The sequence below is a fragment of the Actinoplanes subglobosus genome (assembly GCF_042650585.1).
Taxonomy (GTDB): Bacteria; Actinomycetota; Actinomycetes; order Mycobacteriales; family Micromonosporaceae; genus Actinoplanes; species Actinoplanes subglobosus.
In genome coordinates this window covers 295,371-310,692 of sequence record NZ_JBHSBL010000028.1, presented here as the reverse complement: position 1 = coordinate 310,692, position 15,322 = coordinate 295,371, and the positions used below count along the sequence as shown (strand labels likewise).

The 15,322-nt window shown below is 70.3% G+C and carries 15 protein-coding genes; 8 read left to right on the top strand and 7 right to left on the bottom strand.

All coding sequences use genetic code 11. The features are described from left to right. Positions 1-11: 11 nt before the first annotated feature. Positions 12-455 carry a DUF5990 family protein gene (locus ACFO0C_RS41850; RefSeq protein WP_378072397.1) on the bottom strand — a complete coding sequence of 148 codons (444 nt, stop codon included), beginning with the start codon at positions 453-455 and terminating at the stop codon, positions 12-14. A gap of 58 nt (positions 456-513) precedes the next feature. Between ACFO0C_RS41850 and ACFO0C_RS41845 the strand changes: the two genes are divergently transcribed. The 4 genes from ACFO0C_RS41845 (at position 514) to ACFO0C_RS41830 (ending at position 6,106) form a co-directional block, all read left to right on the top strand. After that, the gene (locus tag ACFO0C_RS41845) at positions 514-1,260 is read left to right on the top strand and encodes an alpha/beta hydrolase (protein WP_378072396.1); all 747 of its coding nucleotides are present in this window, start codon (positions 514-516) and stop codon (positions 1,258-1,260) included. Positions 1,261-1,274: 14 nt separating this feature from the next. Next, on the top strand, positions 1,275-2,510 hold the full coding sequence (locus tag ACFO0C_RS41840) for an ATP-grasp domain-containing protein (protein WP_378072395.1): 1,236 nt from the start codon (positions 1,275-1,277) through the stop codon (positions 2,508-2,510). Between the two features lie 32 nt (positions 2,511-2,542). Then, positions 2,543-4,753: a glycoside hydrolase family 9 protein gene (locus ACFO0C_RS41835; protein WP_378072394.1), complete on the top strand. Its 2,211-nt coding sequence runs from the start codon at positions 2,543-2,545 to the stop codon at positions 4,751-4,753. A 66-nt stretch (positions 4,754-4,819) separates the two neighbouring features. Then, positions 4,820-6,106 (top strand): cytochrome P450, encoded by a 1,287-nt coding sequence (locus ACFO0C_RS41830; protein ID WP_378072393.1) that lies wholly within the window; start codon positions 4,820-4,822, stop codon positions 6,104-6,106. On the opposite strand, the gene ACFO0C_RS41825 is transcribed toward ACFO0C_RS41830, so the two are convergent. Together ACFO0C_RS41825 and ACFO0C_RS41820 are read right to left on the bottom strand one after the other, a co-directional pair. Further along, positions 6,072-6,836: an arginase family protein gene (locus tag ACFO0C_RS41825; RefSeq protein WP_378072392.1), complete on the bottom strand. Its 765-nt coding sequence runs from the start codon at positions 6,834-6,836 to the stop codon at positions 6,072-6,074. The genes ACFO0C_RS41830 and ACFO0C_RS41825 overlap by 35 nt on opposite strands. A 3-nt stretch (positions 6,837-6,839) precedes the next feature. After that, a complete protein-coding gene (locus ACFO0C_RS41820; RefSeq protein WP_378072391.1) occupies positions 6,840-7,187 on the bottom strand; it encodes an STAS domain-containing protein in 348 nt (115 codons plus the stop codon). Between the two features lie 225 nt (positions 7,188-7,412). On the opposite strand from ACFO0C_RS41820, the gene ACFO0C_RS41815 reads away from it, so the two are divergent. Then, the gene (locus ACFO0C_RS41815) at positions 7,413-9,035 is read left to right on the top strand and encodes an amino acid permease (RefSeq protein WP_378072390.1); all 1,623 of its coding nucleotides are present in this window, start codon (positions 7,413-7,415) and stop codon (positions 9,033-9,035) included. After that, complete coding sequence (locus ACFO0C_RS41810) at positions 9,032-9,916, top strand: universal stress protein (RefSeq protein WP_378072389.1); 885 nt, start codon at positions 9,032-9,034, stop codon at positions 9,914-9,916. Before ACFO0C_RS41815 ends, ACFO0C_RS41810 begins: the two co-directional genes overlap by 4 nt. On the opposite strand, the gene ACFO0C_RS41805 is transcribed toward ACFO0C_RS41810, so the two are convergent. Further along, positions 9,899-10,396, bottom strand: a complete 498-nt coding sequence (locus tag ACFO0C_RS41805) for a hypothetical protein (RefSeq protein ID WP_378072388.1) — start codon at positions 10,394-10,396, stop codon at positions 9,899-9,901. The genes ACFO0C_RS41810 and ACFO0C_RS41805 overlap by 18 nt on opposite strands. Positions 10,397-10,414: 18 nt before the next feature. Here ACFO0C_RS41805 and ACFO0C_RS41800 point away from each other — a divergent pair, with 18 nt between their 5' ends. Together ACFO0C_RS41800 and ACFO0C_RS41795 are read left to right on the top strand one after the other, a co-directional pair. Further along, positions 10,415-11,602, top strand: coding sequence for a hypothetical protein (locus ACFO0C_RS41800; RefSeq protein WP_378072387.1), 1,188 nt, complete (start codon positions 10,415-10,417; stop codon positions 11,600-11,602). 6 nt (positions 11,603-11,608) lie between these two features. Further along, complete coding sequence (locus ACFO0C_RS41795; protein WP_378072386.1) at positions 11,609-11,899, top strand: hypothetical protein; 291 nt, start codon at positions 11,609-11,611, stop codon at positions 11,897-11,899. Here ACFO0C_RS41795 and ACFO0C_RS41790 read toward each other — a convergent pair. From ACFO0C_RS41790 to ACFO0C_RS41780, 3 genes are all read right to left on the bottom strand, one after another. Next, complete coding sequence (locus ACFO0C_RS41790; RefSeq protein WP_378072385.1) at positions 11,896-12,864, bottom strand: serine/threonine-protein kinase; 969 nt, start codon at positions 12,862-12,864, stop codon at positions 11,896-11,898. The two genes, ACFO0C_RS41795 and ACFO0C_RS41790, sit on opposite strands and share 4 nt — an antisense overlap. Before the next feature lie 261 nt (positions 12,865-13,125). After that, positions 13,126-14,037, bottom strand: coding sequence for a hypothetical protein (locus ACFO0C_RS41785; RefSeq protein WP_378072384.1), 912 nt, complete (start codon positions 14,035-14,037; stop codon positions 13,126-13,128). A 67-nt stretch (positions 14,038-14,104) separates the two neighbouring features. Next, positions 14,105-15,040 (bottom strand): sulfotransferase family protein, encoded by a 936-nt coding sequence (locus ACFO0C_RS41780; RefSeq protein ID WP_378072383.1) that lies wholly within the window; start codon positions 15,038-15,040, stop codon positions 14,105-14,107. Between the last annotated feature and the right edge of the window lie 282 nt (positions 15,041-15,322).

The following is a 15,322-nucleotide window of genomic DNA, read 5'->3' as shown; positions in this document are numbered from 1 at the left end:
CGTAAGCACCGTCACTCCACGGTCCAGGTGATGGCGGGTGGCCGCACCCGGGCGCAGACGGGCCCGCCGTCCGGACCGGTCAGCCCGAGACGGCCGACCAGCACACCCGTCCCACCGGCGGTGGCGCGCAGCAGGTCACCGGGGATGTCGCCGAACATCAGCTTGGCCCGGCGGAACATGGCGAACCCGCCGGTGCCGGTGGCACCCCAGCTGAGGTAGAGGAACCGCGCTCCGGGCCGCCCGTGCACCCAGGGCCCGCCGACGTCGACGAGCCCGTCCACCTCGCGGGTGTCGACCTCGATCTCCCAGACGGCCCGGTCCTCGTGCACCGCGACCAGGTCGACGACCTCCTGGCGTCGCTGCACCCCGACCTGCACGCCGCCGAGCCGCAGTCGCTCCGCCTGTGGCGCCCCGGTCCGCCCCGGCAGGGAGTCTCCTTCGATCCGGATCCGCATGCGACCGACTCTAGGCGGAACCGGGCACACCGGCCCGGGCGGCGCTAGGGTGCCTTTCATGGAGGCTGCCGGTGGGACCGGCCCTGACTGGCTGAGCATGCCGGGCACGCCGGGGCGGTGGCGGCGGATGCGGCTGCCCGGGTTCGCGGCACGGGTCTGGTCGCCGTCCGGCGGGGCGGCCCGGGTGCTGGTGGCGCACGACGGCCCGGAGTACCGGTGCCGTGGCCGGCTGGGTGACTTCACGGCGGCGATGATCGCGGCGGGGCTCGTCCGGCCGTACCACCTGGTGTTGTTGCCGCCGATCGACCGCGAGAGGAATTATTCGGCCGACCCGGGATATGCCGGTCTTCTGGCGCGGGAGATCCTGCCGCGGATCCGGGCCCGATTGGGTGGCGGGCCGGTCGTCGGTGCGGGTGTGAGCCTCGGCGCGCTCGCGATGCTGCATGCGCAGTGGCGTTTCCCGGAGTCGTTCGCCGGGCTCTTTCTGCAATCGGGCAGCTTCTTCCAGGTGCGGCACGACCGGCAGGAGGCGGGATTCCGTTTCTTCCGGCGGATCGTGCGGTTCACGAGCCTGCTGCGACATCCCGGAAAAGAGACCGGGACGGGGTACGGGATTCCGGTCACGCTGACGTGCGGCGTGGCCGAGGAGAACCTGGCGAACAACCGGGACATGGCGGTCGCGCTGCGAGAGCAGGGTTATGCCGTCGCATTCGAGGAAACCCCGGGGGCACACACCTGGAACGCGTGGCGGGATGCGCTGCACCCACATCTGACCGGCCTGCTGCGGCGGGTGTGGCCGGACTGACCTAGGGAGACGATGTGGCCGACGTCGAGCACACCATCGGCATGCTGCTGGGCACCGAGGACGACTGGCCACGCGCCTATGAGGCGCTTCTGCGGCGGCTCGGGGTGGTCTCCGGGGTGGACGGGCGCAGTCACCGGGCCCGGCCGGTACGGGTGACGATCGAACCGTTCAACCTGCGTGACACCCCCCGTCACGACCTGGTCATCGACCGCTTGGCGTACTGGTACTACCACCCGCGCGAGTGGCTGAAGAAGATCGCGCTGATGGACGACGTGTACCTGTTGAACAGCCCGTTCACGTTCCAGTCGATGGAGAAGCACGCGGCGTACTGCGCGATGATGCGGCTGGGCCTGAAGGTGCCGGAGACGGTTCTCGTGCCGTTCAAGAATCCGCTGGAGAATTCCCGGTGGGCCTATACGGCGGCGCGCTACAACCGTCCTTTCGATCTGGAGGCGACAGCCGCGTCGATCGGTTATCCGCTGTGGATGAAACCGTACGACGGCGGTGCCTGGGTCGGTGTCTCGAAGATCCGGAACCCGGCCGAGTTGCACGCCGCCTATGACGCGTCGGGTGAGCGGTTGATGCATCTCCAGGCGTCGGTGGAGGGCTATGACGTGTTCGCCCGCAGCCTGACCATCGGGCCGGAGACGATGGTGATGAAGTTCCGGCCGGAGCAGCCGATGCACGCCCGTTACGAGGTCGACCACCATTTCCTGTCGGCGGACGCCGGTGACGAGGTGGTGACGATCTCGCGGTTGGTCAACGCGTTCTTCCGGTGGGAATTCAATTCGTGTGAATCGCTGGTGCGCGGCGACGACGTGCACCCGATCGACTATGCGAACGCGTGCCCGGACGTGTCGCTGACGTCGCTGCACTACTACTTCCCGTGGGCGATGACGGCGCTGCTGCGGTGGACGGTGTTCTGCGTGGTGACCGGGCGCCGGCCCCGGCTGGACATGGACACGTCGGCGTACTTCGCGGTCGCCGACTCGGGCCGGACCTACGCCGAGAAGCTGGCCGCCTACCGGGGACTGGCCGACGAGTACTTCGAGACCGAGCGGTATCAGGAGTTCTGCGCGAAGAGCCTGGGCAACGTCGACGACATCGTCTACGACTGGGTGGTATCGGAGGAGTTCCGGTCGTTGCTACGCGAAACGGTCCGCGCGCACTACCCGGTGCACGAGCACGAGAAGTTCCTGGCGCACTTCGGGGGACTGATCGACGCCTGGATTCGTGACCAGGGGCGTTGACGCCGTAACACGTACGCAACCAATATGTGTGCATGCCTCTATGGGAGCGCTCCCTCAAGATAGCCGCGGTCTCCGTCCTGATGGTGGCCGGCGCCGCGGCGCCGGCCCAGGCCGACGAAGTCGAACAGGTCGTGAACGGCGGTTTCGACAACGGCACCGACCCGTTCTGGACGAACGCGGGCATGACGATCGGGCTCACCGACGGCCGGGCGTGTGTCGACGTGCCCGGCGGGACCGTGAACCGCTGGGACGCCGCGGTCGGCCAGAACGACATCGATCTGGTCGCCGGCGAGACGTACCGGTTCAGCTTCGACGCGAGCGGCGACGCCGGTCACGTCGTGCGGGCCATCACCGGCCTGTCGGTCAGCCCCTACGACACCTATTTCGAGCAGTCGCCGGTCCTCGGGGACTGGCAGCACTACGAGTGGACGTTCACCGCCAACGCGAGCACCGCCCAGGGCCAGGTCGCCTTCCAGGTCGGCGGCAGCCCCGACCCGTGGCGCTTCTGCGTCGACAACGTCTCGCTGGTCGGCGGGGTGCCGCCGGAGGTCTACGAGCCGGACACCGGCCCGCGGGTGCGGGTCAACCAGGTCGCCTACCTGCCCGACGGCCCGAAGGTCGCCACCCTGGTCACCGAGTCGACGACCGCGCTGCCCTGGGAGCTCCGCGGTGACACCGGACGAGTCCTGGCCAAGGGCACGTCGACCCCGCGCGGCGTCGACGCGTCCTCCGGCCAGAACGTCCACACCATCGACTTCGGCAAGTACAGGAAGCAGGCGAGCGGCCTCACCATCGCCGCCGACGGCGAGGTCTCCCGGCCGTTCGACATCAACGCGCAGGGGTACGACCAGCTGCGCACCGACGCACTCAAGATGTACTACACCCAGCGCAGTGGCATCGAGATCCGTGACGACCTGCGCCCCGGTTACGCCCGCCCCGCCGGTCACGTCGACGTCGCCCCCAACAAGGGTGACAGCGCCGTCCCGTGCCAGCCGGGCGTCTGCGACTACACCCTGAACGTGCGTGGCGGCTGGTACGACGCCGGTGACCACGGCAAGTACGTCGTCAACGGCGGCATCTCGGTGTGGGAGCTGCTCGCCGAGTACGAGCACAACACCGGCTCACGCAAGCTGAACCTGACCATCCCGGAGAGCGGCAACCGGGTCCCGGACATCCTCGACGAGGCCCGCTGGGAGCTGGAGTTCCTGCTGAGCATGCAGGTCCCGGCCGGCAAGGCGAACGCCGGGCTGGTCCACCACAAGATCCACGACCAGGCGTGGACCGGCCTGCCGCTGCTGCCGCACCTCGACCCGCAGCCGCGCGAGCTGCACCCGGTCTCCACCGCCGCGACGCTCAACCTGGCGGCCACCGCCGCCCAGGCGGCCCGGATCTACGGGAAGTACGACCGGGCGTTCGCGGCCCGCGCCCTGAACGCGGCCCGCACCGCCTACACCGCGGCCAAGGCGCACCCCGACCTGCTCGCCCCCGAGTCCGACGGGGTCGGCGGCGGCGCGTACAACGACAGCAAGGTCAGCGACGACTTCTACTGGGCGGCGGCCGAGCTCTACCTGACCACCGGCGAGAAGCAGTACAGCGCCGACATCCTGGCCAGCCCCGAGCACACCGCCGACGTGTTCGGCCAGGTGGCGTTCGACTGGGCGTCCACCGCGGCCGCCGCGAAGATCGACCTGGCGCTGGTCCCGAACCGGCTGCCCGGCCTGTCCGGCGTGAAGTCGCAGGTGGTGAAGGGCGCCGACAAGTACCTGGCGATCCAGCGGCAGCATCCGTACGGCGTCGCCTACGCCCCGGCGGACAACGTCTGGGACTGGGGTTCCAGCAGCGTCATCGCCAACAACCTGGTGGTCGTCGCAGCCGCGCACCGGATCACCGGTAAGGCCGCCTACCGGGACGGCCTGCTCACCGGCCTGGACTACCTGTTCGGCCGCAACGCGCTGAACATCTCCTACGTCACCGGGTACGGCGAGGTCGCCTCGCAGAACCAGCACAGCCGCTGGTACGCCGCACAGCTCGACCCGTCCCTGCCGCACCCGCCGGCCGGAACCCTGGCCGGCGGCCCGAACTCCTCGATCCAGGACCCGGTCGCGCAGAGCCTGCTCAAGGGCTGCACCGGCCAGTTCTGCTACATCGACGACATCGGCTCCTGGGCCACCAACGAGCTGACCATCAACTGGAACGCCGCCCTCGCCCACCTGATCGGCTACGTCGCCGAGCTCGACTGCTGACATCTGTCACTGCGTGACGGGTCCCTCCCGTCCTAGGCTCGTGAGCCAGAGGGCAAGGAGGGACCCGTGCGCGCTCTACGTTTCGCCACCACCCTGTACCGTCGCCGGCTGGACATCGCCTACCACGGATACCTCCGCGGCGACCCGATGTCGCGGCTGCACCTGGCGCCCGGCCGCGCCGACCCGTATGCGATCTACGAGGGTCTCCGCACCCGCGGCGAGCTGGTGCCGACCCGTCTCGGCAACTTCGTCACCGCGAGCCACACCGTCTGCAACACGGTCCTGCGGGACCGCCGGTTCGGGGTGATGGCGTCGGCGACGACCGGTCCCGCCGGGCCCGGCCAGCAGGTCGACATGTCGTTCCTGGACCGCGACCCGCCCGACCACACCCGGCTGCGCCGCCTGGCCCAGCCGTCGTTCAGCCCCCGGCAGATCACCGGCTTCCGCCCGCAGGTCGAGCAGACCGTCGACAAACTCCTCGGTACGGCCGCCGAGAAAGGCACCTTCGACCTGGTCAGCAGCTTCTCCGCGCCACTGCCCATCGCGGTGATCAGCGACCTGCTCGGCATCCCGGACAGCGACGAGGCCCGGTTCGCCCGGCACGGGGCGACCATCGGCAGCGCCCTGGACGGCATCCGTTCGCTGGGTCACGCCGCCCGGCTGCAGACCGCCAAGGCCGAGCTCGACGACGTCTTCATCCGGCTGATCGCCTCCCGCCGGGCCGCGCTGGAGTCCGGCGGCGCACCGGTCGACGACGTCATCGGCCGGATCCTGGCGACCGAGGGCGACCAGATCGAGGCCCCCGAGATCCTGCCGATGCTGCGGCTGCTGCTCGTCGCCGGTTTCGAGACGACCGTCAACCTGATCGGCAACGCGGTGAACGCGCTGCTCGACCACCCCGGCCAGTGGGAGGCCCTGTGCGCCGACCCGGCCGGGCTGGCCGCGGCGGCCGTCGAGGAGACCCTGCGGTGGGACCCACCGGTCCAGCGCACCGGCCGATGCGCGCGGGAGGAGTTGGAGCTGGCCGGGCAGCGGGTCCGGCGCGGCCAGTTCGTGGTGACGCTGATCGGCGCGGCCGGCCGGGACCCGGCGGTCTTCACCGACCCGGGCCGGTTCGACATCCACCGGGTGCCGGAGGCCGACCACCTGGCATTCTCCAGCGGCATCCACTACTGCGTGGGGGCACCGCTGGCCCGGCTGGAGGCGACCGTCGCGATCCAGCGTCTGGCCGAGCGGATGCCGGGCCTGCGCCGGGCCGGCGTGGTGCGGCGCCGCGGCTCCGGCCTGATCCGCGGCCCGATCCACTTCCCGGTCCAGGTCAGCGGCGCCCGGCCGGAGAAACCAGGGCGGTGAAGCGGGCCACCAGCGCCTCCCGGGTGGCCCGCTCGCCGTCGCCCGCGGCCGGCCACCACGGGCAGGCGACGTGGACGGCGACGACCCGGCCGGTGGCCAGCAGGCGTTCGCAGGCGGCCAGCACGTCGGCGGCGGCCGGCCCGCCGGCCACCGGGAACCGCAGGCGGGGCACCTCGGCCGGGTCGATGACGTCCAGGTCGACGTGCACGACCAGCGGGCCGTCCGGAGCGGTCTCCGCGGTGACGGCGGCGACCGGGACCCGCCGCACCGCACTGCCGGCCAGGTAGTCCGCCTCCGGCGGGTCGACGTCGCGGGCGTCGGCCAGCACGACCCGGCCGGACGCGACCGGGCGCAGGCCGAACCGGTCCGCGTACTCCCCCGGGTGTGCGCCGGTGACCAGGCGCAGCGACATCCCGCCGAGGTAGCCGGACCCGCTGGACTCGAAGGTGTGCAGATCGGCGTGGGCGTCGAACCAGACCATGGCCGGGTCGTCGCCGCGGCGCTGCACACCGGCGACGACACCCCCGGCGATCAGGCAGTCACCGGAGAACACCAGGGGCAGCCCGTCGGCGGCGGCCACGGCGGTCGCGACCGCCTCGTACTGCGTGGCAAGCCGTTCCCAGCGGTCCCCGGCCGGGAACTCGGGGTGCACGATGACGTCGGCCGGCGCCACGATGTCGCCGGCGGGCAGCTGATCGTCCTGGTGATAGGGCACGAGAATGATCGTCACGGATCAGATTCTCCAGCTCGGCGCGGGATCGGTCGAGGGCAGGCCGAACAGGCCGGTCAGGCCGGTGATCCGCAGCTGACGGTGCACGAACTCGCTCGGGTTGCGCACCACGAACCGGGTGGCCTGCTCCCGGGCGGCCTGGTGGACGCCGACGAGCAGCGCGATCCCCTTCGAGTCCATGAACGTCACCAGCGTCAGGTCGAGGGTCATCAGACGGGGCCGGTCCCGGTGCAGGACGTCCAGCAGCGTCGTCCGCAGGGTGTCCACCGTGGTCGCGTCGAGGCTGCCCCGGACGTCGACCATTGTCGCTCCGTCGGCCTGCTGTCGTGCCGTCATCGTGGCCTCGTCCATCACACGCTCCCGACCCCGGCGAACCGCACGTCCGCACGTCCGGAACGCAGACTCCCCCGCCGGTGTGACGACGGGGCGCACACGGCGTACGCCTGCAATGTTTTGGTCCCTGGAGTCGAGGAATCCGCAACCGGAGGGACGGTTTTCGGCGCATCGCGCCGATCATCTTGCGGCCCGCCACGGGCCGGGGTGACGGTGGCTGGAAGATTCCTGAAAGGAGAGCCGATGGCCGGGCGGGGCATCTTCGCGATCCGGGACGTGCGATCGCTGATCTCGGAGACCTCCGAGGAAGGCACACAGCTCAAGAGGGCGGTCGGCTCGACCCAGCTGACCGCCATGGGTGTCGGTGCGATCATCGGCACCGGCATCTTCGTCGTCATCGGCAAGGGCTCGTCGCTCGCCGGGCCGGCCGTCATCCTGTCGTTCGTGCTCGCGGCGGTGGCCTGCGCGTTCTCGGCGCTGTCCTACGCCGAACTGGCCTCGTCGATCCCGGTGTCCGGCAGCGCCTACACCTACGCCTACGCGACGCTCGGCGAACTCGTCGCGTGGATCATCGGCTGGGACCTGATCCTCGAGTACGGGGTGTCGGTCGCCGCCATCGCGGTCGGCTGGGGCGGCAATCTCAACGCTTTCCTGGACGCCACGTTCGGCTACGCCCTGCCCGACGCGATCTCGGCGGCGCCCGAGGAGGGCGGCGTGTTCAACCTGCCGGCCGTCTTCATCGTCCTGGCGATCACGTTCCTGCTGGTCCGCGGCGTCACCGAGAGCGTGCGGATCAACCTGGTGATGGTCGCGATCAAGCTGGCCGTGCTGGTGTTCTTCATCGTCGTCGCGTTCGTCAACTTCAGCACCGACAACTTCACCCCGTTCGCGCCCGAAGGGGTCGACGGGGTGACAGCGGCCGCGGCGATCATCTTCTTCGCGTACATCGGGTTCGACGCCGTCTCCACCGGCAGCGAGGAGGCCCGCAATCCGGCCAAGGACCTGCCGCTCGCGATCCTCGGGTCGCTGCTGATCTGCACGGTCTTCTACGTCCTGACCGTGGTCGGCGCGATCGGCATCGCCAGCCCCGCCCAGATGGCCGAGTCGGACGCACCGCTCGCCGCCGCACTCGACGAGGGCGCCGGGATGAGCTGGGCGGCGGCGATCCTGGCACTCGGGGCGGTCGTCGCGATCACCAGCGTGGTCCTGGTGATCTTCTACGGCCAGACCCGGATCTTCTTCGCGATGTGCCGCGACGGCCTGCTCCCGCGCCGCCTCGCAACGGTCAATCAGCGGTACGGGACACCCGCGCGCCTGACCATCGGCCTCGGCGTCCTGATCGCGATCCTGGCGGCGCTGGTCCCCCTGGGTACCATCGTCGAACTGGTCAACATCGGCACCCTCTTCGCGTTCGTGCTGGTCAACATCGGCGTGATCGTGCTGCGACGGACCCGGCCGGACATGCCCCGCCCGTATCGCGTGCCCTGGTCCCCGGTACTCCCGCTGATCGGCATCGTCTTCGCCGTCTACCTGATGACCGACCTGCCGTGGGACACCTGGGTACGGTTCGTCGCCTGGCTCGCGGTCGGCCTGCTCATCTACTTCGCCTACGGCTACCGCCACTCCCGCCTCCGCACCGCCCCAGCCGGCACCCCCGCCCCCGCTGCCTCATCGCCGGCCGCCTCCTCGCCCGCCTCCTCCTCGCCCGCCTCCTCCTCACCCGCCTCCTCCTCACCCGCCTCCTCCTCGCCCGCCTCCTCCTCGCCCGCCTCCTCCTCGCCCGATGAACCGCCTTCAAGCAGGCATCCGGATGTTTCGCCCGGACCGGACAATCCACCGCATCGGGACGACGGGACGAGATCGTGACGGGCCCGGCAACCGGACCGGTGATCGTGGGAGTCGACGGCGGCGCGTCGTCCACGGACGCGCTGACGCTGGCCGGCTGGGCGGCCCGAACCTTGGAAGCGCCACTGGTGGTCGCCGCCGTGCACCCGGCCCCCTCGGCGATCGGCTCGGGCCGTGTCGACGCCGAATGGATCAGCGACCGGCGGGGCGCCGCCGAACGCGCCCTGGACCAGGCCCGCACCCTGGCCGGCCCGGCCGACTACCGCGTGATCGCCTCCAGTTCGGCCGCCCACGGGCTGCACGATCTGGCCGAGCAGCTCGCCGCGACGCTGATCGTCGTCGGCTCCGCGGCCGCCGCCCCGAAGGCCCGCACCTTCGCCGGCAGCACCGCCGAACGACTGCTCGCCGGCAGCGTCTGCCCCGTGGCGGTGGCTCCCACCGGAATGCCGTCCCCGCCCGGCGAACTGGGCCGGATCGGCGTCGCCTACGTGGACACCCCGGACGGGCGCGCGGCCCTGGCCACCGCGGCACGTCTGGCGGCCCGGACCCGGACACCGTTACGCCTGATCACCGTCGTCGCGCGGGGCGACGCGGCCCGCCCGTTCCTGCTCGGCACGGACGCCGAACGCGCCTTCCTGGACACGGCCCGCGAGTCCTACGAGGAGGCGTTGCGCCGGGCGTCCGAGTCCGTCGCAGACATCCCGGTCGAATGGGAGCTGCGCTCCGGAGACGTGGTCGAGTCCCTGGCCGACCTGGACGACGTCGACGTACTGTTCTGCGGCTCCCGAGGCTACGGCCCGACCCGCCGGGTACTCCTCGGCGGAGTCTCGGCCCGCCTCGTGCGCCGAGCCCGCCGCCCGATAGTGGTCGTCCCCCGAGCCGGATCAGCGGCGATCGTCTGACCGGTTCCCCCGTTTCCACGCCGAACGCATGGCCCGATAGCCGTCGTACACGAACCGGGGCGCATCCGCCGCCGAATCGTCGTGCACGCCGGCGAACGGCAGTCCGAACCGTCCGATCCGCGATACCCCCCACGCCCAGCGCGGCACCCCACCGGCCCAGACCCGCACGATCCAGCCACCACCGGAGACGATGTCGATGTCCTCCACGTCGAACCAGTAGTACCGGAACGTCCGCAGCGGATTGACCAGCTGGACGTGGTCCTCGTGCAGCACCACGCGCACCAGCGCGACCCGCAGCAGAAACGCTCCGAGCAGCGCGAATCCGGCCATCGCGGCGATCAGCCCGGCCGGCACCGGCCCCGGATCGGAGGCGGTCATGAACGCGAGTGCGGCCAGCAGCGGCAGGCAGATCAGAACCCCACCGGCGAACGAGAAGAAGAGCAGACCGGCGAGGGACCGAAGCACGCGGGGACGGCTCATGCCGATGAATTTAGCGGGGTGGCTCTCGTCCACACCATCATGCGACTCTGCATTCAACCGAGCATGGGAGGCCATGTGACGTTCAGAGTCGACCCAGAGGCCCTCGATCAGGCCGCCACGCTGCTGGAGCGTAACCGCAGCGTGGTCCCGGACATCCAGGGTTTCATCGCGAAGTATCTCGCCAAGGGCACGGCGAACCAACTCGGCGGACAGGGCCTCCTGGCGTACTTCGCCTATGACCACGACGAACAGATCGAGCGGGCCGACCATCGTCTGCGATGGGTAAATGGCGTCTGGCAGAGTGGCGCGGTCAATCTCGGCGTATCCGCGGCGACATATCGGGCCACCGAGACACACAACGCCGCCGAACTCGACGCCACAATTCGCATCCCTATCCTCCAGCAGAGACCGGTGCTCGACCCGGACCCCGCACACTGGGACGAACACTTCGCGCCCGCCGCCGACTTCCATGACGTGGCCGATCCCACCCGCGGGGTCTCCTCACCTCCCGATGAGTCCACCGACAGCCTGGAACCGAAGGCCGCAGAAGTCGCCCAATGGGTCGGCAAAATCAACGACACAGTCAGTCTCAACTGGTGGCTGCGCTACGCGATCAAGGAGGTCTACGGCCGCGACCCGGTCAAGGAGGCCCTCGACTGGCTCGCCGGCGACTGGACCGTGTTCGCGCGTTACGCCGTCGCGTGGAAACACGTCGCGTTCTCGATGGCCGCCATGAGGGACAACATCGCGCACACCGACGATGCGCTGGCCGCGACCTGGGAGGGTAATGCCGCCACCCTCGGCCTCACCTGGATGCAACGGTTGCATGTCGCGATGACCGTGGAGACCGATTTCTACGATCGGTTCCTGTACGGCACATGCCAGGGTTACATCAAGATCGCCTACTACGGCTACGAGAACCTGAACTATCTCGTCGGTGAGCTGATCGATCTACTCCTGGAGGCGGCACTCGCCGTCCTGGGGCTGGTCACCGACGGACTGAGCACGATTGCGGCCGCGGTCATCGCGCTCTGCGACGCCATCCTGTTCATCGTCGACTTCTTCCGGCAGATCTACCACGCCGGCATGGTCCTCACAGCGATCACCGGTCTGCCCGAGGAACCGCCGCTGATGATCGCGGACCTGTTGCTGGCCGACCCGGATCCGCTTGGCCGTAATTGCATCTCCGTCCCCGCATCGAGGTGAGTCCGAATGAGTACCGACGGATTCCCGGTCCCTCCGATCGATCGGGAAACGATCTCCCGAATACGCGCTGAGCTGCAAAGGCAGATCCGGGAAGCGCCGCCGGCCACCGATCCGCTCGTCCGGGAGATGCAGGAGAACATCCTCAACGGCGCCCGCGGACGCGACCTGCTGCACATCGAGGCCTACCGCGAACACTTCGCAGCGCGGGGCGACGAGATCATCCAGCGCCTGCGCCGGCTCCGCGAGGACCTCGACAGGGCGGCCGGGCACTCGGCCGACGACGAGCCCGACCGCTAGGCGCGGTGGCGGCCGATGTGGTCGGTGTCGTCGATGGGGGCGGCGGGGACGGCTGAGGTGGGGGCCGCGGCGGCTCGTTCGTCCCATGGGGAGACGGTGGAGGGTCGGTGGCCCGAGGACTGGAGGTCGCGCAGCGGGACGTAGACGCGAGCGTCGACCGCCTCGGCCAGGAGCAGGGCGGCGACCAGGGCGGTGGGGCGTTCGGCGGGGTCGCGGGCCAGGCACCGGGAGCACAGGTCGAGCACCTCGGGCGGCAGGAAGTCCAGGTGGGGCAAGGGTTCCGGGTCGGCGAAGCGCTGCGCGACCACCATCTCGGTGTGGGTACGCGCCGACCACGGCAGGCGGCCCGCCAGGCAGTGGTAGAGCAGGGTCCCGAGGGCGAACATGTCGGCGGCGGGGGTCGCGGAGTGACCGTCGAAGCGTTCCGGGGCGATGTAGGCGGGGGTGCCCATGACAGGGCCGTCCGGGTCGACCTCGGGTGTGCCGACGACGGCGGCGATGCCGAAGTCGAGGACCTTCGCGCCGGAGGGGGTGAGCATGATGTTGGCCGGTTTGATGTCGCGATGCACGACGTTCTCAGCGTGGGCGGCGGCGAGCGCGGCCGCCACCTCGGCGCAGATGCGCACGCCGATGCGCCAGTCGATGGGGCCCCCGGCGAGGTGTTCGCTCAGTGTCTGGCCTTCGACGAGTTCCATCACGATGTACGGCACGTCCCGATCGGCACCGGGCGAGGTCCCGAAGTCGTGGACCCCGGCCACGTTGGGATGGGCGAGCCGCGCGGCCGAGCGAGCCTCGGCGCGGACCAGGGCGACCCCGGTCTCGCCGAGGGTGCCCTCCACCGCCGGATGCATGATCTTGACAGCGACGGGCCGGTCGAGGACCCGGTCGTGTCCGCGCCACACCTCCGACATGCCACCCAGGCCGATCCGGTTGACCAGCCGATAACGACCGCCCAGCGTCCGCATCCGCACCCCCTGTAGCCACGTTCAAGGGGTGCCGTTACCCGGGCGGGTCAGGCACAAAACCATAGAAATGGCGGAGCCGGTCACCTTGTGGGTGACGGGCCCCGCCATTCGACAGTGCGGCCGTTTTCGCGCCCACCTGACGTCGCTGATGACGTTAGGTCATCGCCCCGGAAGGCCCCGAACCGGCCCCCACCAGGGGTGATCACGCTCTCAGCCGATCATCCTGTGCTCGCGAAAGGTCACCATGAGTGAACTGCAGGGTCAACGAATCTCGGTACGCAGATCGTGCGCCCCATCCGGCCGGGTCGCCTCGTAGTAGAGCCGCTGACGCCCGTCGGGCAGAGCGACCAGACTGAGATACCGCAGCCCGTACGGCTCGTGAGGGCTGCCGACCGGTTCCCGCTCCTCGGCCGTGAGCGGGCCGAACGTACCGTCGGGAAGCCGCAGGCCGTGGGCGACGCCGGTGCGCTCCTCCCAGTTCTCCCCAGCGGTGGCCCGCCCGTCGTAGGAGGCGACGATCCGGTCGCCGTCGACGACGACCGAGGAGACCCGGACCCCGCGGGCGTCCCAGGCCCCGGGGCGGCCGGCCAGTGCGGTCCGCACCCAGGTCCAGTGCACGCCGTCGGGGCTGGTCGCGTACTCGGTGGTCATCCGGTCGGCGTCGTCCCAGGACTCGAGCGGGTGCACCGACGCCCACAGATGCCAGCCGTGCTCGTCGTGGTGCAGCACCGGGTCCTTGACGCCGGCGCTCTCGTCGCCGGCCAGGACGGTGCGGGGCTCGGCGGTGGCCAGGCCCTCGGGGGTGCCGGCTTCGAGCAGGTCGACCCGCCAGTGCTTGGTGCCGGGGGTGGCGGCACTGACATAGAGCCGCCACCGCCCCTCGGGGGTACGGACCAGCGCGGGCCGCTCGAGCGACTCGGCGCCGAAGCGGTCCTTGGTGATCTCGGCGACCACGGTGAAGGTGAGGCCGTCCGCCGAGCGGGCCACCACGTTGGCGATGCCCCGGCCGGCGCCGATCGGGAGCCGCAGACGGTACGCGAGGTAGACGTAGCCGTCGGCGTGGACCGTGCTGGGGGCGCCGGACCAGGCGCCGGGCTCGGATCCGGGCGGCTCGACCACCACCGTGGCGTCGTCCCAGCCGGGCAGTGGCAGAGCGGTGGTTCCGATGGTCAACGCGGCTCCCCAGGGTAGTCGGGTGACGAACCCGTCAAGTGTGCATCATCTATCGAGATTGTGGGGTTTAGGAGGCTCGGGCGTGTCGGTCGAGACTGAGCCAGTCGTCGTACCGTTCGCCGGTGACATCCTGCAACAGGGCGATGTCCTCCGCGAAGTAGGGCAGCAGCGCGGCGCGCTCCTCCGGTGTGGTGACCGGCCGGTTGCCCTTCGTCCGGTGCAGGAGGGTGAGCAGCGGACCCCGGGCGGCCAGGCGCAACGGCACCGGGAAGTGGTGCCCGAAGTTGCCACCGGCGCGCAGCAGGCCCCGCAGCACCCGGTTGACCCCGTTGTCCTCGACGTAGTGCCGGTTGACGTTCTCCTTCGGGATGGCGGTGAGGATGCCGGTGCGCACGCCCAGGAAGGAGCAGACCCGGTCCAGGGTCTCGGCCGGATTGTCCTTGAGGTCGCGGTAGCGCAGCAGGAGCACCTGGTCACGGGAGAACCGCTGGTAGAGGTGCTGGAGCTGCCGTCCGTAGAGGCCGAGCCCGATGTAGTGCCAGAAGTCGGCCCACTGCCGCTGCTGACGGGACTCCTCGGCACGGCAGGCGGCGAGGAAGTCGGCCTCCTCCTCGAGACCGGCGACCCAGAGGTGGGTCCAGTTGGAGTGGGCGCGGTCGACCGGGTCACGGAGCAGGATGATCAGCTTCACGTCCGGGATCAGCGCCCTGATGCGGTCGTGCGACTTCAGGTCGTACAGATAGAAGGGTGTGGCCTCGCCCTTGAGGGCGCCGGCAGGCGCGGCGGCGAAGAGCTTCTCGTAGGCGGGGCGCCGCCAGATGTGCTCCTGGTAGGTCTGCACGTCGCCGGGTCCGCCGACGGTGGGCGGCGGGCCGTCGGAGAGGAAGAACTTCGGCTCCTTGACCGGCGACAGGTAGAGGTCGGGATGGCCGGTCAGGGCGGCGTGCAGGGCGGTGGTCCCGGCTTTGGGCACACCGGCGATCAGGAAGTCGGGAAGAGACATGTGGATCCCCCTCGGCTGAAATGAGACTTAGCCTACAGATCCACTAGGATTTCGCAGCCCTTCGCCCCTGTGGCGGACGCCTCGTTGGGCCATGATGCCCGTTCCCGGCCCCGGGTATGCGCAAAAGAAGCGAACCGTCCGGTAACCGTCGAACCGATCCCGGCGGTGTGGCCGATGGCGGCATCGGCCGGCCCGGCGGTCGCCGGACGATCACCGGCCACCCGAACGGCCGAGGCCGGTCAGACGCCGCCACCACGGGACGGCGGAGCGGAACCGCCGGCA

Excerpts from the sequence above, each read along its gene's own strand:
- ACFO0C_RS41850 (WP_378072397.1), bottom strand. The coding sequence starts at position 455 with ATGCGGATCCGGATCGAAGGAGACTCCCTGCCGGGGCGGACCGGGGCG.
- ACFO0C_RS41845 (WP_378072396.1), top strand. The coding sequence starts at position 514 with ATGGAGGCTGCCGGTGGGACCGGCCCTGACTGGCTGAGCATGCCGGGC.
- ACFO0C_RS41835 (WP_378072394.1), top strand. The coding sequence starts at position 2,543 with ATGCCTCTATGGGAGCGCTCCCTCAAGATAGCCGCGGTCTCCGTCCTG.
- ACFO0C_RS41820 (WP_378072391.1), bottom strand. The coding sequence starts at position 7,187 with ATGGACGAGGCCACGATGACGGCACGACAGCAGGCCGACGGAGCGACA.
- ACFO0C_RS41815 (WP_378072390.1), top strand. The coding sequence starts at position 7,413 with ATGGCCGGGCGGGGCATCTTCGCGATCCGGGACGTGCGATCGCTGATC.
- ACFO0C_RS41805 (WP_378072388.1), bottom strand. The coding sequence starts at position 10,396 with ATGAGCCGTCCCCGCGTGCTTCGGTCCCTCGCCGGTCTGCTCTTCTTC.
- ACFO0C_RS41795 (WP_378072386.1), top strand. The coding sequence starts at position 11,609 with ATGAGTACCGACGGATTCCCGGTCCCTCCGATCGATCGGGAAACGATC.
- ACFO0C_RS41790 (WP_378072385.1), bottom strand. The coding sequence starts at position 12,864 with ATGCGGACGCTGGGCGGTCGTTATCGGCTGGTCAACCGGATCGGCCTG.
- ACFO0C_RS41780 (WP_378072383.1), bottom strand. The coding sequence starts at position 15,040 with ATGTCTCTTCCCGACTTCCTGATCGCCGGTGTGCCCAAAGCCGGGACC.